The sequence below is a fragment of the Streptomyces camelliae genome, assembly GCF_027625935.1.
Classification (GTDB): Bacteria; Actinomycetota; Actinomycetes; order Streptomycetales; family Streptomycetaceae; genus Streptomyces; species Streptomyces camelliae.
Genome location: NZ_CP115300.1, coordinates 7185447 through 7208740, shown reverse-complemented (window position 1 = coordinate 7208740; position 23294 = coordinate 7185447). Strand labels below are relative to the sequence as shown.

The following is a 23294-nucleotide window of genomic DNA, read 5'->3' as shown; positions in this document are numbered from 1 at the left end:
AAATCACGCGACATGCCTGGGGGCGCCCGTGTCCGGAGAACCGGCCCGCGACCGTGTGATCGCGGGCCGCTACCGTCTGCTGTCCCCGCTGGGCGAGGGCGGCATGGGCACCGTATGGCGGGCCCGGGACGAGGTGCTGCACCGGGAGGTGGCCGTCAAGGAGGTGCGGGCGCCGGCCGGGCTGCCCCCGGCCGACGTCGAGCGGATGTACGCCCGCCTGGAGCGGGAGGCGCGGGCGGCGGCCCGGGTGGCGAACCGCAACGCGGTCACGGTGTACGACGTGGCGTCGGAGGGCGGCCGGCCCTGGATCGTGATGGAGCTGGTGCGCGGCCTGTCGCTGGCCGACCGGCTGGAGGCGGAGGGCCCGATGCCGCCGCAGCGCGCCGCGCACATCGGCGCCGAGGTGCTGTCCGCACTGCGCGCCGCGCACGCCGCCGGGGTGCTGCACCGGGATGTGAAGCCGGCCAACGTGCTGCTCGCGGGCGACGGCCGGGTGGTGCTGACCGACTTCGGGATCGCCTCCGTCGAGGGCAGCTCGGCGATCACCATGACCGGCGAGGTGGTCGGCTCGCCCGAATTCCTCGCCCCGGAGCGGGCGTTGGGGCGCACTCCGGGACCGGAGTCGGATCTGTGGTCGCTGGGCGTGCTGCTGTACACGGCCGTCGAAGGCGTCTCCCCGTTCCGGTACGACACCCCGCTCAGCACGCTGCGCGCCGTGGTGGACGAGGAGCTGCCGCCGCCGCGCCGGGCCGGCCCGCTGGCGCCCGTCATCGAGGGGCTGCTGCGCAAGGACCCCGCCGAGCGGCTCGGTGCCGAACGGGCGGAGCACGAGCTGCGGCTCGTCGCGGCCGGGGGTACCCCCGCTGAGGGAGGGACACCCCTCGCGACACCGCCACCGGATCCGTCCGCGTACGCGCCGACGGTCGTGGCGCCGCGTCAACAACCTTATTCCACACCGTCGTTGCCTGCCCCGGCTCCGCTCGCCGAGCCACCCGAACGCAACCGTCGCGCGGGGGTCGTGCTGGTGGCGGGCTTCCTCGTGATCGCCCTCGCACTGGCGGGGCTGGCGTACGCGCTGACGCACCGCGACAGCGGGAGCGGCACAGCGGGCACCGGTCCGAGCACCACGACGGCGTCCTCCCGCACGCCGAGCGGCAGCACCGACTCGGACACCGGGACCCCGACGAGTACGCCGACGAGCACGCAGCCGGCCCAGTCCGTGCAGGTCACCGTGGCGGGCGAGCACACCACGTACTCCGGGACCTGTCCGCCGCCGACGGCTCAGTCACCGTCCTTCACAGCGACCTTCACCGTGGGCCGGCTGCCCGCTCAGGTGGAGTACCGATGGGTGGTGACGCATGGGTCCGTGTCCGATCCCGGGTGGAAGACACTGCCCTTCCCGGAAGGGGGCGGGAGGACCCAGCAGGTACGGGTGACCGTGACCGCGTCCTCCGGCAGCGGCACGACGGAGGACCGGATCAGCGTGAAGGTACGTGGTCCGGTGAGGACCACGTCGAACTCCGTGCCGTTCTCGGTCGCCTGTGTGACGGCGACGGATACGGCGACGGAGACCCCGACCGGCGGGGCCTCCGCATCCGCTTCCGCTTCCGCTTCGAGCTCCTACGGAAATTCACCCTGACAGGTGAACCCGGTCAAGCCTGATGCCACCTGAACGGGTTATGCGTTGTTCGTGAACACCGGCAGATAGCCGCCGGAGTGACCGGCCGCGGTGGGGTGGTACGACTCGCTGATGTCGAGCCAGTTCACGCTGTGCAGCCACGAGCTGCCGGAGCAGATCTCGTGGGTGGAGAAGGCGGTGCGGACGTCGGCGAAGACGAAGCCGTGGGCCGCGGCGCGGGTCTGGATGGCGGCGTCCATGTAGTCGGCGGCGTCGTTGATCGCGGAGCGCTTGGTGTCGGACAGGCCCAGGCAGGTCTGTCCGAGCAGGTAGAAGCGGGGGTAGCTGAGCACGACCACCCGGGCATTGGGGGCCTTCGCGCTGATCGCGTTGTAGACGTTGTCGAGCTTGCCGGGGAGCGTGGAGTCGACGTACGCCTTGGCGGTGTTGATGCGGCTGATGCAGTCGCTGTCGGACTGCAGCACGCAGGTCGTCATGACGTCGGAGAACCCGGCGTCGTTGCCGCCGATCGTGATGGACACGAGCGAGGTGCCGGCGCCGAGCGAGCCGAGCTGGTTGCTGATGACGTCGTCCGTCGTGGCGCCGGAGCAGGCGTTGAAGGCGAACGACGACGGGGAGTGGGCCGCGTTCCACAGGTACGGGTACGCGTTGGTGCTGCGGTCGCAGCTGCCGCTGGAGCTGATGTAGCTGCCCGCTCCCACTCCGGAGGAGTAGGAGTCACCGAGCGCCACATAGCCGCCGGTTGCCGCTGTCGAGGCCTGGGCCGCCGTGGCCGTGCCGAGTCCGAGGCCGGCGGCGAGGAGGAGCGAGGTCACGAATCCGGTAAGTCTGAAACGACTCATGGTGCCTCCCTATAGCAGGATCTCTGCCTATAACCGTCGTAGCGCCTACGCGCGTTGACCGGAAGTGTCCATGCCAAAACTTTCCAAGCCTCAACTAGATCGGCCCTGGAATTTCACCCGACCACGCCTTGCGTGCACTCGGCAGCCGTGTTGACCCCGAGTCAGTTCCGCCGCCCCGGCCGTCTTGACGGCCCGCATCGGCCTGCGCCACATTGAAGTCCGACATCCCGCGCGTCGGGGTCATATCGGGGAGCACAGTCGCCAATGCAGACCTTACGCATCAAGTCACGTTCATCGGACGGCGCCACCGAGGACCCCGAAGGGGCACGGACAGGACCGGGGAGGGACCTGTCGCCGCTGCTCGCGGGGGCCGCGACCGCCGTGGCGGCGGTCGGCGCACTGCTCGCGCTCACCGACTCCGGCTCACCGCTGCGCGGTCCGTGCACGCTGTTCTTCCTGCTCGCCGCGCCGGCCGTGGCGATCGGCGCAATCCTGCGCGGGCTGGAACCCTTCGGCCGCACACTCGCCGCCCTTGCGGGCTCGGTGGTTCTGAACATGCTGGTTGCCCAAGGCATGCTGGCCGTACACCGCTGGTCGGTGCATGGCGGGGTGGTGGCCGTGGGCTCGCTCAGCCTGTTGCTGCTCCTGCCGGCCCTCCTACGTAAAAGTGAGTAACTCCGGCCAAAGTTACGTAACGGCCAAACAAACAAAAACGTGAGACTGATATCCAGGTCTTGCTTATCTGGTTCAATCGTCAATACCGTCATAGATCTCACCCGCATCGGTCCGTCAGCACGCGGTTCAGGGGAGGGCTCAGGACCGTGACGTTCCGGCGTGGGGCGCGGTAGGGGGGTGCCGTACTCGGTGACCACACTGGTGACCGAGTCGTGCCGCGCGACCGGCTGCCTTTTTTCTTCTGCGATCGGCAGACCGGCCAGCTTTGACAGCTCATTCAATGGGTACGGAGATCCGCTCACCGTGCCATGGATGAGAAACCCCCCTTTCGAACCGGACACAAAGCCGGGCTGCCCAGGGGCGGGCGGTCCACCGGACGAGAGGGATACGACCATGAGTTCCGTCCTGCACCCGCCGAGTTCGGGGCAAGATCCCTTGCTGGCGGCCCAATTCCGGCCCATCTCCTCCCACCTGGCGATCACCCCGCCGGTGAGCGTGGTGATTCCCGCGATGAATGAGGCGGAGAATCTCCCCTACGTCTTCAAGACGCTTCCGGACTGGATACACGAAGTCGTTCTTGTGGACGGCAATTCCACGGACGACACCGTCGACGTCGCCCGCTCGCTGTGGCCGCAGGTCAGAGTCGTCGAACAACGTGGCAGGGGCAAGGGGGACGCCCTGACCGCCGGGTTCGAGGCGTGCACCGGCGACATCATCGTGATGGTCGACGCGGACGGCTCGGCCGACGGCGGCGAGATCGTGAGTTACGTCTCCGCGCTCGTCTCCGGCGCCGACTTCGCCAAGGGCTCCCGCTTCGCCAACGGCGGCGGTACCGACGACATGACCTTCATCCGCAAGCTCGGCAACTGGGCGCTGTGCACGGTCGTCAACCGCAAGTTCGGCGCCCGCTACACCGACCTGTGCTACGGCTACAACGCGTTCTGGCGGCACTGCCTCGACAAGATCGAGCTCGACTGCACCGGCTTCGAGGTCGAGACGCTGATGAACATCCGAGTGGTCAAGGCGGGGCTCAAGGTGCAGGAGATCCCGAGCCACGAGTACCTCCGCATCCACGGCACCAGCAATCTGCGCGCCGTACGCGACGGGCTCCGGGTCCTCAAGGTCATCCTCAAGGAGCGCTCCAACCGGCGTGAGCTGCGCCGTCAGGAACACCACTCGCCGATGCTCGACGCGGTCCGGGGAGAGGTGTCTTGAGAGATCCCGGCATCTCCGTCGTGATCTGCGTGTACACCGAGGACCGCTGGGAGGACATCCTCGCGGCGGTCTCCTCGGTGGCCGCGCAGTCGTATCCCGCGCTGGAGACGCTCCTGGTCGTGGACCACAACCCGGCCCTGAAGGACCGGCTGGCCCGCGAGTACAAGGAGACCGAGGGCATCCGGGTGCTGTCCAACGCGGGCCCGCGCGGCCTGTCCGCCGGCCGCAACACCGGCATCGCCGCCTCTCACGGCGAGGTGATCGCCTTCCTGGACGACGACGCCGTGGCCGAACGCGACTGGCTGCGCCGTTTCGCCGAGGGCTACGCCGACCCGCGCGTCATGGCGGTCGGCGGCCGTACGGTGCCGATCTGGGCCTCGGGCCGGCGGCCGGCCTGGTTCCCGGAGGAGTTCGACTGGGTGGTGGGCTGCACCTACAAGGGGCTGCCGCCCGGCCGGGTCCGGGTCCGCAACGTCCTGGGCGGAAACGCTTCCTTCCGGCGCACGGCGTTCGACGCGGCGGGCGGCTTCGCCACCGGCATCGGCCGCGACGGCGACCGCCGCCCACTCGGCTGCGAGGAGACGGAGCTGTGCATCCGCCTCACCCGCGCCCGCCCCGACGCCGTCCTGCTCATCGACGACCGCGCGGTGATCCACCACCGGGTGCCCGCACCCCGCGAGCACTTCGCCTACTTCCGCACCCGCGCCTACGCCGAGGGCCTGTCCAAGGCGCTGGTGGCGAAGAGCGTCGGCGCGGGCAAGGGGCTGGAGTCCGAACGCCGGTACACCACACGGGTGTTGCCCGCCGGGGTCGCTCGTGGCCTGCGGGACGCCCTGCTGGCCCGGCCGGGCGGCGCGGGGCGCGCGGGCGCGATCGTCGCCGGGGTGCTGAGCGCCGCCGGCGGCTATGCGGTGGGCAGTATGAGGGCGCGGCGGAACGGTACGACGTTTTCGGCGGCCCCGATCGCAGGGGGTACCCATGAGTGACGCCCCCGTGCCGATCCTCATGTACCACTCCGTCGCCACCGCCCCCAACGACGCCACCCGCGCCCTGTCCGTCGCGCCGGAGGCGTTCGCCGAACAGATGGCGCTCATCGGCGACCTGGGCCTGACCCCGCTGACCACCGCCGACCTCGCGGTCCGCTGGCGCACCGGCCGCCCGCTGCCCGCCCGGCCGGTGCTGATCACCTTCGACGACGGCTACGAGGGCGTGCACCGGCACGCGCTGCCCGTGCTCGCCAAGCACGCCTTCCCGGCCACGCTGTTCGTCTCCACCGGCTGGATCCGGGGCGCGTACGACACCGGAGGCGGCCTGGACACCATGCTCGACTGGCGGCAGGTGCGCGAACTGGCCGCCGCCGGCGTCGAGATCGGCGGCCACAGCCACACCCATCCGCAGCTCGACCAGCTCGGCGACGACGAGCTGCGCGCCGAGCTGGACCGCTGCACCGAGATCGTCTCCGGCGAACTCGGCGCCCGGCCGGTGTCGTTCGCCTACCCGTACGGCTACTCCAGCCGCCGGGTCCGCCAAGCGGTGCGCACGAGCGGCTACGCCCAGGCACTCGCCGTCGGCAACGCCCTCGCCCGCCGCCGCCAGGGGCCGTACGCACTCGAACGGGTCACGGTCCGGCGGGCCACGGGCGTCGAGGAGTTCGAACGGCTGCTCCAAGGCCGGGCCGTCGCCCGCACGTTCGCCAGGGACCGCGCCCTCACCAAGGGCTACGCCCTCGTCCGCAGAGCCCGACAGCTCCGCCAGGTCCGCCGGAAGGCCATCCGTTCCCGTGTCTGACACGACCACCACCGAGGCCACGACGACCGACACCGCGGCGACCGGCAGGTCCGGGCGCCGCCTGAAGCTGCCCGGGACGGGCCGCTCCCGGAGCGGCGGCAGCCCGCTGTTCCGCAATGCCTACGCGCTGATGCTCAACACAGGCATCAGCGCCGTCCTCGGGCTCGGCTTCTGGCTGGCCGCGGCACGCTACTACTCCGAGTCGGCGGTCGGGCAGGGCTCGGCCGCCATCGCCGCGATGAAGTTCCTCGCCGGGCTCACCGCGGTCACCCTGACCGGCGCGCTGGCCCGCTTCATCCCCGTCGCCGGGAAGCACACCGGCAAGCTCATCTTCCGTACCTACGCGGGCAGTTCGCTGGTGGTGGCGGTCGCTGCGGGCGTCTTCCTGCTCACCCTGGACGCCTGGGGGCCGTCGTACCGCTTCCTGCACGGCGCCCTCAACGGGCTCGGCTTCATCGCCGCCGTCATGGCCTGGAACCTGCTCACCCTCCAGGACGGTGTGCTGACCGGGCTGCGCAGCGCGACCTGGGTGCCGGTGGGCAACACCGTGTTCTCCGCCGTGAAGCTGGCCCTGCTCGCCGCGTTCGCCGTCGCCATCCCCACCACCGGTGTCTTCGTGTCCTGGGTGGCCGCGATCGCCACCTCCGTGGTGCCGCTGGGCTGGCTGGTGTTCCGGCGACTGGTCCCCCGGCACGTCAAGGCCACCGAGGGCCGCGCGGAGCCGCCGACGCTGAGACAGGTCGGCAGGTTCCTGGCCGGGGACTACACCGGCTCGCTGTTCTCCCTCGCGGTGATCTATCTCGTGCCGGTGATCGTCGCCTCCCAGGTCAGCTCCGCGCAGAACGCGTACTTCTACATCGCCACCACCATCGGCGGCACGACCGACCTGCTCGCCATCAACATGGGTGCCTCCCTCACCGTCGAGGGCTCGCACGATCCGGACCGCCTCGCCGCCCACACCCGGGCCGCGCTGAGGCGGATGGCCCGGATCATGCTGCCGATCGCGGCCGTGCTGATCGTCGGCGCGCCCTGGATCCTCGGCGTGTTCGGTGCCGGTTACGCGGACGCGGCGACCCCGCTGCTGCGCTGGCTCGCGGTCGGCTCGGTGCTGCGGGTCGTGATCGAGACGTACTTCGCGGTACTGCGCGCGCGTAGCCGTACCGGCGGACTCGCCTTGTTCCAGGGCCTGTTGTGCGTGCTGGTACTGGGTTCGACCCTGCTGCTCCTGCCCCGGATGGGGCTGACCGGCGCGGGTGTCGCCGAGGCCGGCAGCCTCGCGGTGATCGCCGCGATCGCCGCGCCGCGGCTGTGGCGGACGATCCGGACCTCCCCTGCCGCCGTGGCCGACGCGGCGGCACCCGACGGGGATCTCGCCGACCTGGGCCCGGCCATGAGCCCCAGGCCGCGCCGGCCCGGCCCGGCCTGGGCCCTGGACAACGACACCCTGGCCCTCGGCATCCACGTCGACTTCGACCATGTGGAGCGCCGCCCGGACGTCCGCCCGGGGCCCGGTACCCCGCCCGCCGGAACGCCGCTGCCCGCACTGGGGCTCCCGGTGGAAGAACGCGAACCGAGTGGCGAGGCCTCGCTGGGCCCGGCCGAGGCCGTGCTGCTGCGGGATGCGGAGGCGGCGGAGGTCGACGCGCCGTTCACGACGGGGGAACTGGACGCATCCCTCGCCGGGACAGACGTACCGGACGAAGCCGTGCCCGAGGATCTTCCAGCTCAAGTCCCCGACCCTCAAAGGCTGTTGCCGACCCGCTCCGGGGTCGTCCTCGGCTGTCTGCTGATCGCCGCGCTGCTGCTGTACTGGGTGCCCGCGCTGCGCCTCGGCGAGGCCGATCTGGACCGGATGGGCGGGCTCGGGCTGATCTCGGTGCTCCCACTGCCGACGCTGGCCGGGGCCGGGCTGCTGATCACGGTCTTCGCCGCGCTGCTGTGGCTGCGCCGCGAGCACCGGGCGCTGCTGCTGCTCACCCTGCTCGCCACGGTCGTCTCGCTGCACGCGCTGCCGGCCGTGATCGAGACCGAACCACGCTTCCCGACGGCCTGGCAGCACCTGGGCTTCCTCGACTACATCGACCGCACCGGCTCCGCCGTACCGGATCTGGACGCCCGCTGGAGCTGGCCGGGGTTCTTCGCGGTGGCCGCGTTCGTCGGCCGGGCCTGCGGGGTCACCGACTTCACCGAGGTCATCCGCTGGTGGCCGACGGCCATCCAACTCGCCTACCTGGCACCGATGTTCCTGCTGACCCGCTCGCTGCGGGCGGGCTGGCGGGCGAAGTGGACCGGCGTCTGGCTGTTCGTGCTGTGCGGCTGGGTCGGCCAGGACTACTTCTCCCCGCAGGGCTTCACCTATCTGCTGTATCTGATGTTCGTGGCGATCCTGCTGGTCTGGTTCCGCCCGCCGCACGTGATCTGGTCGAAGTTCCGTCCCGGCGAGGCCGAGGTGGAACCGGCCGACCGCCGCCAACGAGCGGTCCTGCTCCTGGTGTTGACCGGCCTGTACGCGGCGAGCGTGCCCGCGCACCAGCTCACCCCGTTCATCATGCTCGGCGTGCTCACGGCCCTGGTCCTGCTCGGCCGGTCCGAACTGCGCGGCCTGCCCCTGCTGTTCGCGGTCCTGGTCGCCGTATGGGTCGGCTTCATGGCCGAGCCGTACTGGTCCGGGCACTTCAACGACCTGTTCGGCGGGGTCGGCGGGGTCGGCAGCAATGTCTCGACCTCTGTCTCCGGCCGTATCCAGGGCGGCAGTTCGACCCACAAGCTGGTGCTGTACGTCCGGGTGCTGCTGGCCGGCTCGGTGCTGGCGTTCGCCTGCTGGGGCTGGTGGCGCCGCCGCTTCCACCGCTACCGCGAACGCTCGCTGCTGGTACTGACCTTCGTGCCGTTCTTCGGCTTCGGCATGCAGTCGTACGGCGGTGAGATGGCGCTGCGCGTCTTCATGTTCGCGGTGCCGGGCGCGGCCCTGCTCGGCGCGCTCGCCCTCTTCCCGCGCGCCGGCGCCACCACGAAGGAACGCGAGAAGGACCGGCTGAGCCTCGCCCCGCTGGCCGCGCTGCTCGCCGGGCTGCTGCTGATGGGCGGCTTCCTGGTGGCCCGCTGGGGCAACGAGTCGTTCGAGCGGACCCGGCCCGGCGAGGTCGCGGCCATGAACTGGGTGTACGCCCACGACAAGCCGACGGTACGGCTGCTGTGGCCGACCCAGGACACGGTGAACGACGTGACCCCGGCGATGCCGTGGGGCGCACGGGACATGGAGCGGGTGAACTATGTGCCCACCCTGGCCCCGACGGACCCGGTGCTGGTGTCGGGCCTGGTCAAGGCGTTGAAGGACGCCGGCCCGAACTCGTATCTGATGATCAACCACAGCCAGGTCACCTACCTGGAGATGGACGCGGGCTACCCCACGACCTGGGGGCGCCGGCTGATGGAGAACCTGGACGACCGGCAGGACGTGACGAAGGCCTACGTCAACGACGACGTCACCGTGTACGCCCTGCGGGAGCGGCCGGCGGGCGCGGTGCCGAAGCCGAACCCGGGGCCGATCGGTCCGCTGGTGACCTGGACCCCGTGGTCGGTGGTCGGTGCGCTGGCCGCCGTCGTGCTGATCCTGCTGCTGGCCGCGCGGGAGGTGGTCCGGGTCGCGATCCGGCCCGGCGTACGCCAGCTGCGGCTGCTTCAGGGATCGTTCTGGTTCGCGCTGCCGCTGCTGGCGGTGGTGCTGGCTTCGCTGGCGCAGCGGTTCATGACGATGAAATGAGCGGTGGCGGGGTGGGGTGGTTCAGGGGTCGAGCCACTTCACCTCGTACGGCCCCAAGTCGAACCGTCTGCCGTCGACCTGTGCGCTGATGGTCCGGTTCTGCGTGTTGACCACGAGGACGGTTCTGCTGCTCGCCAGGACCCGGACGTTCGGCACGTCATCGGGCGCGACCTGGACCGTCTCGTACGCCGTCCCCGGCGGGAACGCCTTCGCGAACCGGGACACCAGGTCGTACATGGGCAGTTCCCGGCCGCCGTCGGCGCCGGCGGTCGGTGTCCACAGACAGCCGGCGCAGCCGCTGCCCGACTTCTCCTCCGGGTTCCAGTAGAAGCCGGAGCCAGCGCCGCCCTTCACCAGGGCGATCATCCCGGTGGCCTGCACGGCGACGCGGTGCGGTTCGGTCCAGCCCGTGCGGTTGTCATTGCCGTCGCCGGGCTCGACGTAGTACTCCGCCCACCACAGCGGCAGGTCATGGGTCTGCCGCCGGATCCACTGGCCGACGGCGGTGAGCTTGTCGGTGGCGGCGAACTCGTTCGGCAGCAGGTCGTCGTCGCGGGTGTAGCTGGAGCCGTCGACCACGGCGAAGTCGGCGCCGGTCCTGTGCGCGTTCCAGTAGGCGAAGGCGTCCAGCACCCGCTGGTCCATGGCGCCCCAGGGGCCCTTCACGGTGCCCGAGGCGTTCTGGTCGCGCGCGTCGACACTGTCCATGACCAGGTACGGCCCGCCGACCATGATGTCCCGGTCGACCTTCTTCAGCGCCGCGTACACCAGGTTGTACAGCCGGGTGTAACCCTCGTAGTCCCAGCGGGACTTGGCGTCGCTCCAGAAGCCCTTGAACTCGTTCCAGACGATGAAGTGCTTCACGTCCGGGTAGCGCCGGGCGACGGTCGCGGCGAGGTCGGCGAAGTCCTGGTAGTGGTCGGGGGTGGGGGCGGTCTCCAGGGCGGCCTGGCTCCAGTTCGTGTGGTCCACCCCGGCCCGGCCGCCCTTCATCCAGTCCGGGGCGCAGCACAGGGTGATCACCGGGGTGCCGCCGGAGGCGCGCACGAAGTCGATACGGCGGTCCAGGGCGGCGAAGTCGTAGTGCCCCTGGACCGGTTCGGGATTGTCCGCGCCCCAGCCCATGATGTGCTGGTTCTGCGCCATCCCGCGGTCCTGCGCGAGCAGCCGCTCCACACGCGTGGTGGCCGCGGAGTCGCCCTCGTCCGCGCTGTACTGGGTGTGCGTGAAGCCCCAGCCGACGTACGGCTCCGGTGTGGCACTCGGGTCGGCGGGGGTGCCGTGCACCGTGGCGCCGTCGGGGGTGGTGCCGGTGGTGCGGGGACCGCCGGACAGCGCGCCGAACAGGGTCACCACCAGGGCGAGCGCGACCGCGCCGACGCCGAGCAGGGCGGTGAGCCGCCACCGCCGAGTATCCGAATCCCACCCATGACGTCCCATCAAGGACAACAGTAAGGGTGGAGGGACGGGGTCCGGCAGGCTTTGGGAAGACCGGGAACAAACGGAGAATTGCCGTGCGCGGAGCGCATCCGTGGCGGATCATGGCGGCATGTCTGCGAACCCACACGACGCTCTGCCGATCCGGCTCCACGTCGACGACTCCGACTCGCCGTCCGACGTCGTCGACGCGCTGTTCCTCGGCCGCTTCGCGACGGGCGAGCAGCCGTACTCGCACGCGGCGAACATCGACCGGGTCCGCTCCGGCGCGACCCTGCTGCCCGACGGTGCCCGCGTGCTGCGCGCCGCCCGCGACGACGACCGCAGCGCGACCCTCGCCGAGGGCGACGGCTGGACCCTGCTGGTCTCCCGCTGGAACCGGGGCGCGGACGTCACGGTCACCGCGACCAGCTCCGAACTGGCCAAGCGGATCCTCGACCAGGCCACGGACGGCGCGGCCGACGAGCCCGAACCGCAGCCCGAGAACGTGACCATGGGTTTCTGGTACGTCTCGCCCCGGCGCGGCCCGCACCGCACCACCCGGCAGATCTCCGCGGGCACCTGGGACGAGGTCCGGCCCAACTACTCGGCGCCGGTGGCGGAGGCGATGGACCGCCTGATGGAGACGACCCCGGAGGACATCGCCGGCCGCCTCCTGCTGCTGCACGGCCCGCCCGGCACCGGCAAGACCTCCGCGCTGCGCACGCTCGCCCGCTCCTGGCGCGAGTGGTGCCAGGTCGACTGCGTCCTGGACCCGGAGCGGCTCTTCTCCGACGTCGGCTATCTGATGGACATCGCGATCGGCGAGGAGGACGGCGCGGGCAAGGGCCGCTGGCGGCTGCTCCTGCTGGAGGACTGCGACGAGCTGATCCGCGGCGAGGCCAAGCACACGGCGGGCCAGGCCCTGTCCCGGCTGCTGAACCTCACCGACGGCCTGCTCGGCCAGGGCCGCAACGTCCTGGTCGGGGTCACCACCAACGAGGACCTGGAGCGCCTGCACCCGGCCGTGGTCCGCCCCGGCCGCTGTCTGGCCCGGATCGAGGTGGGGCCGCTGAGCCACCGGGAGGCCGTGCACTGGCTGGGCACCGAGGAGGGCATCGGCCGCGAGGGCGCCACCCTGGCCGAGCTGTACGCGCTGCGCCGGGGCACGGCCCCGACGTCGGTGCCGGGGGCCCGGGACAGCGCGGACGCGGGGCTGTACCTGTAGTGCTTTGATGGTGCTGTGACCTTGTTCGTCGGTACCTCCGGCTGGCAGTACAAGGACTGGCGGGACCTCGTCTATCCGCCCGGGGTCCCGGCCCGGCTGTGGCTGGAGGAGTACACCCGCCTCTTCGCGACGGTGGAGATCAACAACGCGTTCTACCGGCTGCCCTCCCGCGAGAACTTCGCGGCCTGGCGCGACCGAGTCCCGGACGACTTCGTGGTCGCGGTCAAGGCGAGCCGCTATCTGACCCACATCAAGCGCCTGAAGGAGCCCGAGGAGCCCGTCCACCGCCTGATGAGCCACGCGGCGGGCCTCGGCGACCGCCTGGGCCCGGTCCTCCTGCAGCTCCCGCCGACCCTGCGCGTCGACGCCGCCCTCCTGGACGCCTGCCTGGCCTGCTTCCCGTCCGGTACGAGGGTCGCCGTGGAACCCCGCCACGACTCCTGGTGGACACCTCAGGTGCGGGAGGTGCTGTCGGCGAGGGGTGCGGCCCTGTGCTGGGCGGACGTACAGGCCCGCCCGGTGATCCCGCTGTGGCGCACCGCCGACTGGGGCTACGTCCGCTTCCACGAGGGCCGCGCCACCCCCTGGCCCCGCTACGGCCGCCGCTCCCTGGAGACCTGGGTGGACCGCATCGCGACGACCTGGCGCAAGGGGGAGGACGTGTACGCGTACTTCAACAACGACCCGGGCGGGGCGGCGGTGCGGGACGCGGTGGTGTTCGGGAGGGCGGCGGAGCGGGCGGGCCTGGCGGTGACGCGATTCCCGGAGCTCGCGAAACGCTCTTGACCAGGTCCGCGCCGCTGACTCCGTCCCGCCGCGCCGGCGCTCGGCCACGACGGGACGGTCCGGCGATGCCGAACCCTCCGCGGCGAGAACGCGACGACCTCCTACTCCTCGTAAGCCGCCCGCAGGGCATCCCGCACGGCAGCCAGCGCCTCCCCCTCCCCCAGCCCCAGCCGCCGCACTCGCTCCACGTACGCCTGTGCAGCCGAGGAAGCCTCACGTACCGCGGCCGAGCCGGCGGCGGCCACGAACGTGCCGTTGCGCCCCCGCGTCTCGATCACCCCGTCGGTCTCCAGCGCCCGGTACGCCTTGGCCACGGTGTTCACGGCGAGCCCCAGGGACTCGGCCAGCCCCCGCACGGTCGGCAGCCGGTACCCCACGGGCAGCACCCCGGACCGCGCCTGCTCGGAGATCTGCGCCCGCACCTGCTCGTACGGGGGCGCACTGTCATCGATACGGATCTTCAGGCTCACGGCCCGATTGTCCCGCACCCGCCGGACAACGCCCGCGGAAAAATGACGGGCACCCCGGTGCGTCTGCCCGTACGGTCCCCTGTCATGACAGTGATCGTGCGCGATCTGCGCCCCGGTGACCGGTCCGACGTCGAGGATTTCGCACGGGTACGGCATCTCGCCCTCCCCTACGTCCTGTGGACCCCCGAAGCCGTCCTCCACAGGGCCACCCGCTCGCACCCCGAGGCCCGGTACCGGTCCCTCGTGGCAGAGGAGGACGGCGAGGTCGTCGGCACCGCCCAGGTGCTGCTGGCGCACGACAGCCCCGAACCCGGCCAGGGCATGCTCAACATCTACGTCCACCCGGACCGGACCCGGCGTGGTGCCGGTGAGCTGCTGGTCCGGGCCGCCGAGGAGCATCTGACGGCGCACGGGGCGACGAAGCTGTTCGCCTGGGTCCTGGACGAGCCCGCGAACCGCGCCTTCGCGGAGCGGCACGGCTACCGGGCCGGCCGCTCCGCCCACTTCCTGCGGCTGGACCTGGCCGAGGCCGCGCTGCCGCCGCTGCCCGCTCCCCCGCCGGGTGTCGAGCTGCGCACGGCCGCGGATTTCGCCGACGACCCGCGCCCGCTGTTCCTGCTGGACGCGGAGACGGTGGCGGACGAACCGAGCGATGTCGGCGCCGAGTTCACCGACTACGAGGCCTGGATCGAGGAGACCTGGCAGCACCCGCTGCTCGACCGCGAGCTGACCACGGTCGTACTGGCCGAGGGCCGCCCGGTGGCCTTCAGCGTGGCGTACACCGACGGCGGCACGCGGTACGTCACCGCGATGACGGGCACCGCGCGCGACTTCCGCGGGCGCGGCCTGGCGAAGCTCGCCAAGACCGACTCACTGCACCGCGCCCGCGCCGCCGGCCACACCGAGGCGCACACGGGCAACGACACCGGCAACGGCCCGATGCTCGCGATCAACAAGTCCCTCGGCTACGAAATCTGTGCGACGGAGGTCCGTTATGTCCGCGAACTCGGCTGAGCCGACGACCGAGTTGGAGATCGTGCTGGTCAAGGCGGGCCGTACGAAGATCCGTTACCCGGCCGAGCTGCTCCACGACGACGGCACCCGCTTCACCGTGCGCGCGCCGTGGGCGGGCGCCGGGGTCCGGGACTTCGGCTTCGTCCGGTTCGAGCCGGGGGATGTCTTCACCGAGTACTACTGGCGGGACCGCTGGTACTCGGTGAAGGAGGTCCGCGCCGGGGACGGCACCCTGAAGGGCTGGTACTGCGACATCACCCGGCCGGCCGCGCGCACCGGCGCCGAGCTGGTCGTGGAGGACCTCGACCTGGACCTGTGGCGCTCCGCCGACGGCACGGACGTACGACGGCTGGACGAGGACGAGTTCGCCGCGAGCGGGCTGCCGCGGACGGATCCCGAGGCGGCGACCGCCGCGGTGGCCGCCCTCGACGCACTGGAGAGGCTGGCCCGCTCCGGCGGCTTCGGCGAGCTGCTGTCCTGATCCGCGCACCGCCACCCCCGGCGCCTCACACCGTCGCCACCACCGCGTACCGCTCGTCGTCCACGGCCTTGCCCCACAGCATCGGGTCACCGGACAGTCGCTCGACGCGCACGTCGGCGCTCAGCCGTGCGAGCAGGGCGGTGAGCCGCTCGGCGGGTATGCCCACCGGATTCAGAGTCCCCCACACGCCCTCGACCAGCACGAACCGCCCTCCGGGCCGCAACAGGTCCCGCCAGTGCCGCAGCACCCGGTCGGGGGCGGGCAGCGCCCACAGCACATGCCGTACGAGGACGGTGTCGTAGCGCTGCTCGCCCACCGGCGGAGCCGCGGCGTCCCCGCGCAGGATCACGGCGGCCCGCCCGGCGAGCTTGGCGCGGGCCCGCTCGACCATCGCCGGGGACGAGTCGACGCCCGTGACCCGGTGGCCCTGCTCCGCCGCGAGGAGTGACAGGCTGCCGGTGCCGCAGCCGAGGTCGAGGACGTCGGCGGGGCGCTCGGGCAGCCAGGTGCGCAGTCTGGCGGCCCAGGCGGCGCGGACCCCGGGATCGCGCAGACCATGGTCCGGCTCGTCGTCGAAACCGGCGGCCTCGGCGTCCCAGTCGACCTCGGAGTCAGCCGGCGCAACCACTCGGTCGTTCGCGTTCGTCATACCCGAAGAGTGACACCCGCCACTGACAATCCGGCTCCGATGAGGAACTCTCCCCACAAGCGTCTGCCTCCGTGACAACACGGAACCCGGTAGATGCTGAAGGAGGCAGCCATGCGCCGCGCAACCGTGCAGAAGCCCCTGAAGAGAACGGACAGCCGCCGGATCCGCGAAGAGGCGGAGGAGCGCCCCGCCGGGCGCCCGGAGGTGCGCAAGGACGTCGCCCGCACCTGGTGGCCGGACGGCTGATCAGACCCGTCGTTTCCGGTATCAGACCAGTCGTTTCCGGTAGTGGAAGCGGTCGTACGGCCCGTCCACGCGCCGCTCCACCACCTCGTAGCCGAACTTCGGATAGATCCGCCGGTTCTCCCACATCATCGCGTTCGTGTAGAGCCTGACCTCGGGCAGACCGAGCACGCGCGCGTGTGCGTCCACGAACTCCAGCAGCCGCCGTCCCACCCCCTTGCCGTGCGCGTCGGGGTGGACGGCGATGCTGTCGAGGAACAGGTGGTCGGCGCGCGCCTCGACGACGACGAGCCCGGTCACCGGCTCCCCGAGGACGAACACCCTGCCCGCGGTCACGTCGGCCACGTGGTCCGCCTCCATGGGCTGCGGCACCACCCCGATGCGCTCGATGTAGGGGTGGTAGGCCGCGTCGGTCACGGCCTTCACGGCCGGCACGTCCGCGGCCAGAGCGGGCCGGATCTCGTCGTTCGTCATGGCGCGAACGCTATCTGCCTCAACTCAGCCTGAGCACACTCTTAACGGCACCATAAGGATCTCCCTCACCGGCCCCCAGCAGGCGATTTCACGGTTTCTTGGGTAGAGCGGGGCCTGTCCGGCGGCTCAGGTCGGACAGGCCCCGGAAGGCACGTCAGCTGAAGGCCGACGCGCAGGTGGTGGCGCTCGCGTGGGCCGGATCCAGCGCGTTGGCCACCTCGTGGAAGGCGATGCGGTCGAACAGGCCGATCGCCACGTGCTCGGTGAGGTCGAGCGGGCACAGGTCCTGGAGCAGGACGTTGTGGACGTCCGAGCCGCTCAGGTACTGGCTCTGCCAGGGCGTGGCCACCTCGTCGTACTTGGTGGCGATGACCGTGTAGTGCACTCCGGGGACGGTGTCGCCGCCCGCGTTGAGCTTGGTGAGGAAGTCGGAGCCCGGGATCTGGTCGGCGAGGCCGGGGGTGGTGGCCTTGATCAGGTCCCCGGCGCCGGGGAAGTACGGCAGCAGGTCGGTGAGGCCGCTGAGGGTGGCGCCGTGGTTGTCGGGGGCGAGGCCGACGAGGGCGTTCACCTTGGCGGCGCCGCCGAGGAACTTCAGGTAGTAGCGGGGCATCATGCCGCCCTGGGAGTGCCCGACGAGGTCGGCCTTGGCGGCGCCGGTCGCGGCGAGCACCTTGTCGACGAAGGCGGACAGCTGCCCGGCCGACTGGTCGATGGGGCCGAGGCCGTAGAAGAGGGGGACACCGGAGAGCTGTCCGTAGTCGAGGGAGAAGACGCAGTATCCGCGGGCCTCCAGATAGGGGGCGAGCGAAAGCCAGTTGTCGACCGAGTTGCCCAGGGTGCCGTGCACCAGGACGACCGGGCGGGGATGGTCGGCGGAGGGCTTGCAGGACCAGTCGTTCCAGCCGGTGCTCGGCGCGCTGTCGGCCGCGTGGGCGGTGGCGGCGGGTACGGCGGCGACGGCGGCGGTGAGCAGGAGCGCGGCGAGGGGTCTGAGAACTCGCTTCCAGGGCAGCATCGGGTGATCTCCTTGCGGCTCAAGGGAGGTGCGACGGCCTAACCCTGTGATCCGGATCACGAGGATGCTGTTCACTCGTCAAGTTACGGGCGAGTAGTGCAAGTGTGAAGTTACGCGCCAGTAAAAACTTCCAGTGCTAGTAGAGCGGCACCGGAACCCGACAGTCCGTCACCAGGCGGGCCTGACAGGACCGTGCGGAGCGATACGCGCCAACCGCTCCCCCAGCACGCGCACTTCACCCTCACCCAGCAGTTCGGCCCAACGCCCCACGACCTCGGCCGCCGCCTCCTCCGCCGCCCGGGTACAGGCCCACCCGCGCTCGGTGAGCACGATCAACCGGGCCCGCGCGTCCTTCGGATGCGGCCGGCGCTCGGCGTACCCCTTGCGCACGATCTCGTCCACCAGCTGACTCGCGGCCTGCTTGGTCACCCCGAGATGCGCGGCGAGGTCGCCGACGGTGGCACCGTCCGGGGCGAGCCGCGCGAAGGCGAAGCCGTGGGCGGGCCGCAGATCGGTGAACCCGCGGGCCAGGACGCCGTCATGGATGCGTTGCGTGAGGTCACCCGCGGCGGCGAGCAGCGCGGCGGACAGGGCCATGGCTTCGGAGTTCTGCACGAGGGCATTGAAACACCCTTGACAGTTTGGTCAAGTGGCTTGACCATATAGTCAAGCCACTTGACCACTTGCTCTCACGTGAACGGAGATCACCGCCATGCCCGTTGTCCGCTCGTCCGAGGCCACGACCCATGAGATCCACGGCGCCCGCTTCGTCTCGTACGCCACCCCGCTCACCGGCAGCAAGGAGCTGTGCGCGTGGCGCGGGGAGATCCCGGCGGGTACCAGGGCGCCTGCCCACACCGTCACCCGGGAGGAGATCTTCCATCTGCTCGTCGGCGAGCTGCTGATGACCCTCGACGGTCACACCGAGCGGATCACGGCGGGTGACACGGTGATCGTCAACGCCGGTACGACCCTGGCCGTGGAGAACCCGACGGACCACACCGCGCTGTCCTGGGTCACCACCTCCGTGGGCCTGGAGGCGGAACTGACCGACGGCACCCGTATCACGCCGCCCTGGGCCAACTGACCGACGTGGAGCCGCCGCCACGCCCCAGCGTCCCCGGCATCACCGCTCTCGGCCCGAACTTCGCCCGGGCGCGGTCCGCGACCTCCTCGATGCGGCGGACCTTCTCGTCCACGGGGTCGAAGGTGAGCTGGTGGGAGGCCTGGTCGGCGGGGGTCAGGCCCTCGACGCGCAGGGCGAGGGCACGGACCCGGGCGCGCTGGAGGCCGAGCGCCTCGTACATGCCGTAGGCCGCCTTCGTCAGGGCCGCCGAGTGTGCGGTCGGCTCCTTCAGGGTGCGGCTGCGGGTGGTCGAGGACCGGTCGGCGTAGCGCACGGTGAGCGTCAGCGTGCGGCAGACCTTCTCCACCGCGCGCAGCCGGGCGCCCAGCTCCTCGGCGGCCGACAGCAGTGCCCTGCGATGCCGGTCGGGGTCCAACTCGTCACGCTCGAAGGGCCGTTCGGTGACCAGCGACCGCGAGACGGCGTTCGGCACGACCCGGCCGCGGTCGATGCCGCTCGCTTTCTCCCACAGCTCGCGGCCCGCCCTCGCGCCGATCAGCCGCTGGAGCGTGGACAGCGGCGCGGCGGCGACCAGCCCCAGGGTGTCCAGGCCGTACTCGCACAGGGTGCGGGCGGTCGCCGCACCGACGCCGGGCAGCGCGGACACGGGCCGCTCGGCGAGGAACCCGGCGATGCCCTCCGGTTCCCCGGGTACGACACACGTCACCCCGGGCCGGGCGTCGCGCCGCGCCACGCGGGCCAGCATCGGCCCCGGACCGGCGCCGATCGCACAGTCGACGCCGTACAGCGCGAGGGCCCGTACCCGGATCACCGAGGCCAGCTCCACCGCGTCGCGCCCGAAGTACCGCTCGGCACCGCGCAGATCGGCCAGCGCCCCGTCCGGGGGCAGCGCCTCGACCACGGGGGTGAAGTCCTCCAGCAACCCGAGCAGTCCCGGCAGGGCCGCCTCGTACATCGGCGGCAGCTGGAAACGTACGCAGAGAATGGTCATCCCGCACTCCCCGGACTCTGGTGCCACAACTTCCGTATCGCCGAAGGCCCTTGTGAGGCCTCCTGACCCGCGGGCCGCAGATCGGCCCACGGATGCATCTCGTATCCGGTGGGCAGATGAATCCGCCGCCCACCCGTCGCATCGCCACCACCACCGCCACCGCCATCACCGCCATCACCGCTCCCGGCCACCGGCTCCGCGAGCCGGGCGGCCACCACGTCCAGACCGCCCTCGGCACGCAGCTCGACCAGCTCGGCGAGATTCCAGGCGGCAGAACCCACCACGCTCAGGCTCCGCGGCCCGCGCCGCTGCACCACGCCCCGCACCAGCAGCAGCCACGAGTGAAAGACCGTGTGCGCGCAGGCGTCGTGCGAGTCGTCGAAGAACGCCAGATCGACCAGCCCCGTGCCGTCGTCCAGGGTGGAGAAGATGACCCTCTTGCCGGACCGGATCGGCGGCGTCTGGGTGGCCGCCTTGGCGCCCGCGACCAGCACGGTCTCCCCGTGCCGGGCCTCACGCAGCCGGCGCGCGGAGACCACGCCCAGCTCCTTGAGGAACTCCCGGTGGTCGTCCATGAGATTCCGCGAGGCGTCCATGGACAGCACGCCCAGCTCGGCGCTGAGCCGCTCGGCCGGCGTGAGGTCGGGCAGCCCGGCCGAAGCGGTCTTCCGCCCACCGGCCAAGGGCAGTTGGCCGCCACCCGCACCCCGGGCACCCCGGTGCAGCTCGGTCAAGTGCAGTTGCAGATCACGCCGATTGGACCCGAAGGCGTCCAACGCCCCGACCTGGGCGAGCCTTTGGGCCAGCGGCCGGCTGGGCCGCCCCCGCTCCCAGAAGTCCACCAGGGAGGAGTACGGCTGACCGCCCTCGATCCTCTTCGCCTCGGCCTCGCTGATGCCGTGCACATCGCTCAGAGCGAGCCGCAACCCCCACACACCCGACTCGGACACCAGTTCGATCCGATGGGCGACCCCGGACACATTGACGTCCAACGGCAGGATCGGCACCCCTCGCCGCCGCGCATCGGCCAGCAGCAGCCGCTTCGGATACATCCCCGGATCATGTGTGAGCAGCCCGGCGTAGAAAGCGGCCGGGTGATGAGCCTTCAGCCAGGCCGACTGATACGTGGGGACGGCGAAGGCGACGGCGTGCGCCTTGCAGAACCCGTACGACCCGAAGGCCTCGACGATCTCCCACGTCCGCCGAATGGTTTCCGCGTCGTACCCGTTGGCCGCCGCACACTGCGCGAACCACACCTTGATCCGCCCCTGCGACTCCGGATCGGACAGCCCCCGCCGCACCCGGTCGGCCTCGCCCCGCCCGCACCCGGTCATGATGGCGACGATGTCGATGACCTGCTCATGAAAGACGACAACGCCGTACGTCCCCCGCAGCGGACGCTCCAGATCCGGATGCGGATACCGCACCGGCGCCCGCCCGTGCCGCGCCTCGATGAACGGCCGCACCATGTCGGCGGCGACGGGCCCCGGCCGGAACAGCGAAATATCGACGACCAGATCATGAAACGTACTCGGCTGCAGCCGCCCCACCAGATCCCGCTGCCCCGGAGACTCGATCTGGAAGCACCCCAGGGTCTCGGCGGACCGGATCAGCCGATACGTCTCCTCGTCCCCCGCCGGCACCGCGTCCAGGTCGATCCGCTCCCCGGTGACCCGCTCCACCTCGGCAAGGGCATGCGCCATCGCCGACTGCATCCGCACGCCCAGCACATCGAGCTTGAGCAGCCCGAGATCCTCCACATCCTCCTTGTCGAACTGAGACATCGGCAGCCCCTCGCCACTGGTGGGCACCACGGGCGTACGCGCGAGCAGCGAGGCATCGGACAGCAACACCCCGCACGGATGCATGGCGACCCCACGAGGCAAGGCGTCCAGCGCCTCGACGAGCTCCCACAACCGCCCGAACCTCTCCCGCTCCCCCGCCAGCTGCCGCAGCTCGGGCAGTTCGTCCAGGGCGGCCCGCGCATCCCGGGCCCGGATGTGCGGGAAGGACTTGGCGACCCGGTCGATCTCACCGGGATCCATCGACAGGGCGGCACCCACGTCCCGGATGGCATGCCGCACCCGATAGGTCTCCGGCATGGAAACGGTGGCGACCCGCTCCTCGCCGAACCGCCCGATGATCGCCCGGTACACCTCAAGCCGCCGAGCGGACTCCACATCGATATCGATATCGGGCAGCACGACGCGCTCCTTCGACAGGAACCGCTCCATCAGCAGCCCGTGCTCGACCGGATCGGCGTTCGCGATACCCAGAAGATGGTTCACCAACGACCCCGCCCCGGACCCCCGGGCGGCCACCCGAATACCCATCTCCCTTACGTCATCGACAACTTGAGCAACCGTCAGAAAGTAAGAAGCGAAGCCGTGATGGCCGATGATGTCCAGCTCGTGATGCATCCGCTCCCAGTACGCACGCCTCCCCTCATACCCGAGCCGCACCATCCCCGCCACCGCCCGCGAGGCGAGGGCCCGCTGGGCGGTGCGCCGCCCGGCACCGACGAGATACGCCTCGGGAAAGTGAACCGTACCCATCCCGAGGTCGTCCTCGGGATCGACCAGGCACTCGGCGGCCGTCGCCCGGGTCTGCTCCAGCAGCCGGTGAGCGGTGTCCCGCCGATAGCCGGCGGCCTCCACCACCCGCTCGGCGACCCGCAGCATGTCCCCCGCCCCCTTGAGCCAGGCCTCCCCGGAGTCCAGCTCCTTCCCCGGATCGATCGGCACCAGCCGCCGAGCGGCATCCAGCACATCGGCGACCGGCCCCATCCCGGGGTCGGCGTACCGGACGGCGTTGCTGAGCACAGGCCGCACTCCCTGCTCGGCGGCGAAGCCGACGGTATGGGCGGCCAGCCGCAGCGAACCGGGACCCGTGCCCGTACGCCCGTGCCACACGGCCTCCAGCCGCAACGCGTCCCCATAGACCTCGCGCCAGGGAGCGAGGAGCTTCACCGCACGATCGGGCCGCCCGGCCGCCAGGGCACGCCCCACATCGGACCCGGGCCCGAGCAGCACGGTCAGCCCGTCGCCGTGATTGTCGGCCCAGGCCAGCCGAGGGGTGTCCGCACCCCGGTGCGCGGCCGTGACGAGCCGGCACAGATCGGCCCAGCCCCGACCCCCGTCGCGAGCGAGATAGGTGACCCGGGGCATCGACTCATCGACGAAGGCACCGCCACGAACCGGGGCAGGGCGGCGCTTCTCACTCCGTAGCGCCTCCGCCGGAACCACCGCAAGACCCACCCCGAAAACCGGCCGCACCCCCACCCGTGCACAGGCCTTGGCGAAGCGCACGACCCCCGCGACGGTGTCACGATCCGTAAGGGCCAGCACATCCATACCCCGCTCCGAGGCACGCTCGGCCAGCCGCTCCGGATGGGATGCCCCATACCTCAGGGAGAACCCGGAGACGGTGCGCAGATGCGCGAAGCCCGGCACACGCACCTCCCGCACTCGAACATCAGTTCCCTACTTCCACCCCCACCATACCTCCATTCCCGA

21 protein-coding genes are annotated in these 23294 nt (G+C 71.1%); 12 read left to right on the top strand and 9 right to left on the bottom strand.

The features are described from left to right. Nucleotides 1-28 precede the first annotated feature (28 nt). Nucleotides 29-1639: a serine/threonine-protein kinase gene (locus tag O1G22_RS33020; protein WP_270084656.1), complete on the top strand. Its 1611-nt coding sequence runs from the start codon at nucleotides 29-31 to the stop codon at nucleotides 1637-1639. Between the two features lie 38 nt (nucleotides 1640-1677). Here the strand turns inward: O1G22_RS33020 and O1G22_RS33015 are convergent, their stop codons facing one another. Further along, entirely contained in the window at nucleotides 1678-2481 is an 804-nt protein-coding gene (locus tag O1G22_RS33015) for an SGNH/GDSL hydrolase family protein (RefSeq protein ID WP_270084655.1), read from the bottom strand. A 264-nt stretch (nucleotides 2482-2745) separates the two neighbouring features. Between O1G22_RS33015 and O1G22_RS33010 the strand changes: the two genes are divergently transcribed. The 5 genes from O1G22_RS33010 to O1G22_RS32990 all read left to right on the top strand — a co-directional run bounded on the left by O1G22_RS33010 (nucleotide 2746) and on the right by O1G22_RS32990 (nucleotide 9922). Next, entirely contained in the window at nucleotides 2746-3156 is a 411-nt protein-coding gene (locus tag O1G22_RS33010; protein WP_270084654.1) for a hypothetical protein, read from the top strand. A 393-nt stretch (nucleotides 3157-3549) separates the two neighbouring features. Further along, nucleotides 3550-4371, top strand: a complete 822-nt coding sequence (locus O1G22_RS33005; RefSeq protein WP_270084653.1) for a glycosyltransferase family 2 protein — start codon at nucleotides 3550-3552, stop codon at nucleotides 4369-4371. Beyond that, nucleotides 4368-5357: a glycosyltransferase family 2 protein gene (locus tag O1G22_RS33000; protein WP_270084652.1), complete on the top strand. Its 990-nt coding sequence runs from the start codon at nucleotides 4368-4370 to the stop codon at nucleotides 5355-5357. Before O1G22_RS33005 ends, O1G22_RS33000 begins: the two co-directional genes overlap by 4 nt. Further along, a complete protein-coding gene (locus tag O1G22_RS32995) occupies nucleotides 5350-6159 on the top strand; it encodes a polysaccharide deacetylase family protein (protein ID WP_270084651.1) in 810 nt (269 codons plus the stop codon). The genes O1G22_RS33000 and O1G22_RS32995 overlap by 8 nt, the downstream gene beginning before the upstream one ends. Further along, entirely contained in the window at nucleotides 6152-9922 is a 3771-nt protein-coding gene (locus tag O1G22_RS32990; protein WP_270084650.1) for a lipopolysaccharide biosynthesis protein, read from the top strand. The genes O1G22_RS32995 and O1G22_RS32990 overlap by 8 nt, the downstream gene beginning before the upstream one ends. Before the next feature lie 21 nt (nucleotides 9923-9943). On the opposite strand, the gene O1G22_RS32985 is transcribed toward O1G22_RS32990, so the two are convergent. Beyond that, entirely contained in the window at nucleotides 9944-11362 is a 1419-nt protein-coding gene (locus O1G22_RS32985; RefSeq protein WP_270084649.1) for a GH39 family glycosyl hydrolase, read from the bottom strand. A gap of 109 nt (nucleotides 11363-11471) precedes the next feature. Between O1G22_RS32985 and O1G22_RS32980 the strand changes: the two genes are divergently transcribed. Beyond that, the gene (locus tag O1G22_RS32980) at nucleotides 11472-12566 is read left to right on the top strand and encodes a DUF5925 domain-containing protein (RefSeq protein ID WP_225098379.1); all 1095 of its coding nucleotides are present in this window, start codon (nucleotides 11472-11474) and stop codon (nucleotides 12564-12566) included. A gap of 15 nt (nucleotides 12567-12581) precedes the next feature. Further along, nucleotides 12582-13352: a DUF72 domain-containing protein gene (locus O1G22_RS32975; protein WP_270084648.1), complete on the top strand. Its 771-nt coding sequence runs from the start codon at nucleotides 12582-12584 to the stop codon at nucleotides 13350-13352. A gap of 101 nt (nucleotides 13353-13453) precedes the next feature. Here O1G22_RS32975 and O1G22_RS32970 read toward each other — a convergent pair whose 3' ends face one another. Further along, nucleotides 13454-13822: a GntR family transcriptional regulator gene (locus O1G22_RS32970; protein WP_270084647.1), complete on the bottom strand. Its 369-nt coding sequence runs from the start codon at nucleotides 13820-13822 to the stop codon at nucleotides 13454-13456. Nucleotides 13823-13906: 84 nt separating this feature from the next. Here O1G22_RS32970 and O1G22_RS32965 point away from each other — a divergent pair, with 84 nt between their 5' ends. Together O1G22_RS32965 and O1G22_RS32960 are read left to right on the top strand one after the other, a co-directional pair. Further along, nucleotides 13907-14836, top strand: coding sequence for a GNAT family N-acetyltransferase (locus tag O1G22_RS32965; RefSeq protein ID WP_270084646.1), 930 nt, complete (start codon nucleotides 13907-13909; stop codon nucleotides 14834-14836). After that, entirely contained in the window at nucleotides 14817-15317 is a 501-nt protein-coding gene (locus O1G22_RS32960) for a ribonuclease FAU-1 family protein (RefSeq protein ID WP_270084645.1), read from the top strand. Before O1G22_RS32965 ends, O1G22_RS32960 begins: the two co-directional genes overlap by 20 nt. Nucleotides 15318-15342: 25 nt before the next feature. Here the strand turns inward: O1G22_RS32960 and O1G22_RS32955 are convergent, their stop codons facing one another. After that, nucleotides 15343-15966, bottom strand: a complete 624-nt coding sequence (locus O1G22_RS32955) for a class I SAM-dependent methyltransferase (RefSeq protein ID WP_270084644.1) — start codon at nucleotides 15964-15966, stop codon at nucleotides 15343-15345. 111 nt (nucleotides 15967-16077) lie between these two features. Between O1G22_RS32955 and O1G22_RS32950 the strand changes: the two genes are divergently transcribed. Next, nucleotides 16078-16212 carry a hypothetical protein gene (locus tag O1G22_RS32950; RefSeq protein ID WP_270084643.1) on the top strand — a complete coding sequence of 45 codons (135 nt, stop codon included), beginning with the start codon at nucleotides 16078-16080 and terminating at the stop codon, nucleotides 16210-16212. Nucleotides 16213-16233: 21 nt separating this feature from the next. Here the strand turns inward: O1G22_RS32950 and O1G22_RS32945 are convergent, their stop codons facing one another. The 3 genes from O1G22_RS32945 to O1G22_RS32935 form a co-directional block, all read right to left on the bottom strand. Then, nucleotides 16234-16683, bottom strand: a complete 450-nt coding sequence (locus tag O1G22_RS32945) for a GNAT family N-acetyltransferase (protein ID WP_270084642.1) — start codon at nucleotides 16681-16683, stop codon at nucleotides 16234-16236. Nucleotides 16684-16837: 154 nt separating this feature from the next. Beyond that, nucleotides 16838-17701, bottom strand: a complete 864-nt coding sequence (locus O1G22_RS32940; RefSeq protein ID WP_270084641.1) for an esterase/lipase family protein — start codon at nucleotides 17699-17701, stop codon at nucleotides 16838-16840. 168 nt (nucleotides 17702-17869) lie between these two features. Beyond that, on the bottom strand, nucleotides 17870-18316 hold the full coding sequence (locus O1G22_RS32935; protein WP_270084640.1) for a MarR family winged helix-turn-helix transcriptional regulator: 447 nt from the start codon (nucleotides 18314-18316) through the stop codon (nucleotides 17870-17872). A gap of 97 nt (nucleotides 18317-18413) precedes the next feature. Between O1G22_RS32935 and O1G22_RS32930 the strand changes: the two genes are divergently transcribed. Continuing rightward, entirely contained in the window at nucleotides 18414-18788 is a 375-nt protein-coding gene (locus O1G22_RS32930; protein ID WP_270084639.1) for a cupin domain-containing protein, read from the top strand. Here the strand turns inward: O1G22_RS32930 and O1G22_RS32925 are convergent. Both O1G22_RS32925 and O1G22_RS32920 read right to left on the bottom strand, forming a co-directional pair. Continuing rightward, nucleotides 18766-19779, bottom strand: coding sequence for a DNA polymerase Y family protein (locus O1G22_RS32925; RefSeq protein ID WP_270084638.1), 1014 nt, complete (start codon nucleotides 19777-19779; stop codon nucleotides 18766-18768). The two genes, O1G22_RS32930 and O1G22_RS32925, sit on opposite strands and share 23 nt — an antisense overlap. After that, complete coding sequence (locus O1G22_RS32920) at nucleotides 19776-23231, bottom strand: DNA polymerase III subunit alpha (RefSeq protein WP_270084637.1); 3456 nt, start codon at nucleotides 23229-23231, stop codon at nucleotides 19776-19778. The genes O1G22_RS32925 and O1G22_RS32920 overlap by 4 nt, the downstream gene beginning before the upstream one ends. Nucleotides 23232-23294 lie beyond the last annotated feature (63 nt).

What these genes read in the sequence shown, in the direction of transcription:
- O1G22_RS33015 (WP_270084655.1), bottom strand. Translation starts at nt 2,481, where the DNA reads ATGAGTCGTTTCAGACTTACCGGATTCGTGACCTCGCTCCTCCTCGCC.
- O1G22_RS33010 (WP_270084654.1), top strand. Translation starts at nt 2,746, where the DNA reads ATGCAGACCTTACGCATCAAGTCACGTTCATCGGACGGCGCCACCGAG.
- O1G22_RS33005 (WP_270084653.1), top strand. Translation starts at nt 3,550, where the DNA reads ATGAGTTCCGTCCTGCACCCGCCGAGTTCGGGGCAAGATCCCTTGCTG.
- O1G22_RS32995 (WP_270084651.1), top strand. Translation starts at nt 5,350, where the DNA reads ATGAGTGACGCCCCCGTGCCGATCCTCATGTACCACTCCGTCGCCACC.
- O1G22_RS32985 (WP_270084649.1), bottom strand. Translation starts at nt 11,362, where the DNA reads ATGGGACGTCATGGGTGGGATTCGGATACTCGGCGGTGGCGGCTCACC.
- O1G22_RS32980 (WP_225098379.1), top strand. Translation starts at nt 11,472, where the DNA reads ATGTCTGCGAACCCACACGACGCTCTGCCGATCCGGCTCCACGTCGAC.
- O1G22_RS32965 (WP_270084646.1), top strand. Translation starts at nt 13,907, where the DNA reads ATGACAGTGATCGTGCGCGATCTGCGCCCCGGTGACCGGTCCGACGTC.
- O1G22_RS32960 (WP_270084645.1), top strand. Translation starts at nt 14,817, where the DNA reads ATGTCCGCGAACTCGGCTGAGCCGACGACCGAGTTGGAGATCGTGCTG.
- O1G22_RS32955 (WP_270084644.1), bottom strand. Translation starts at nt 15,966, where the DNA reads ATGACGAACGCGAACGACCGAGTGGTTGCGCCGGCTGACTCCGAGGTC.
- O1G22_RS32950 (WP_270084643.1), top strand. Translation starts at nt 16,078, where the DNA reads ATGCGCCGCGCAACCGTGCAGAAGCCCCTGAAGAGAACGGACAGCCGC.
- O1G22_RS32945 (WP_270084642.1), bottom strand. Translation starts at nt 16,683, where the DNA reads ATGACGAACGACGAGATCCGGCCCGCTCTGGCCGCGGACGTGCCGGCC.
- O1G22_RS32940 (WP_270084641.1), bottom strand. Translation starts at nt 17,701, where the DNA reads ATGCTGCCCTGGAAGCGAGTTCTCAGACCCCTCGCCGCGCTCCTGCTC.
- O1G22_RS32930 (WP_270084639.1), top strand. Translation starts at nt 18,414, where the DNA reads ATGCCCGTTGTCCGCTCGTCCGAGGCCACGACCCATGAGATCCACGGC.
- O1G22_RS32925 (WP_270084638.1), bottom strand. Translation starts at nt 19,779, where the DNA reads ATGACCATTCTCTGCGTACGTTTCCAGCTGCCGCCGATGTACGAGGCG.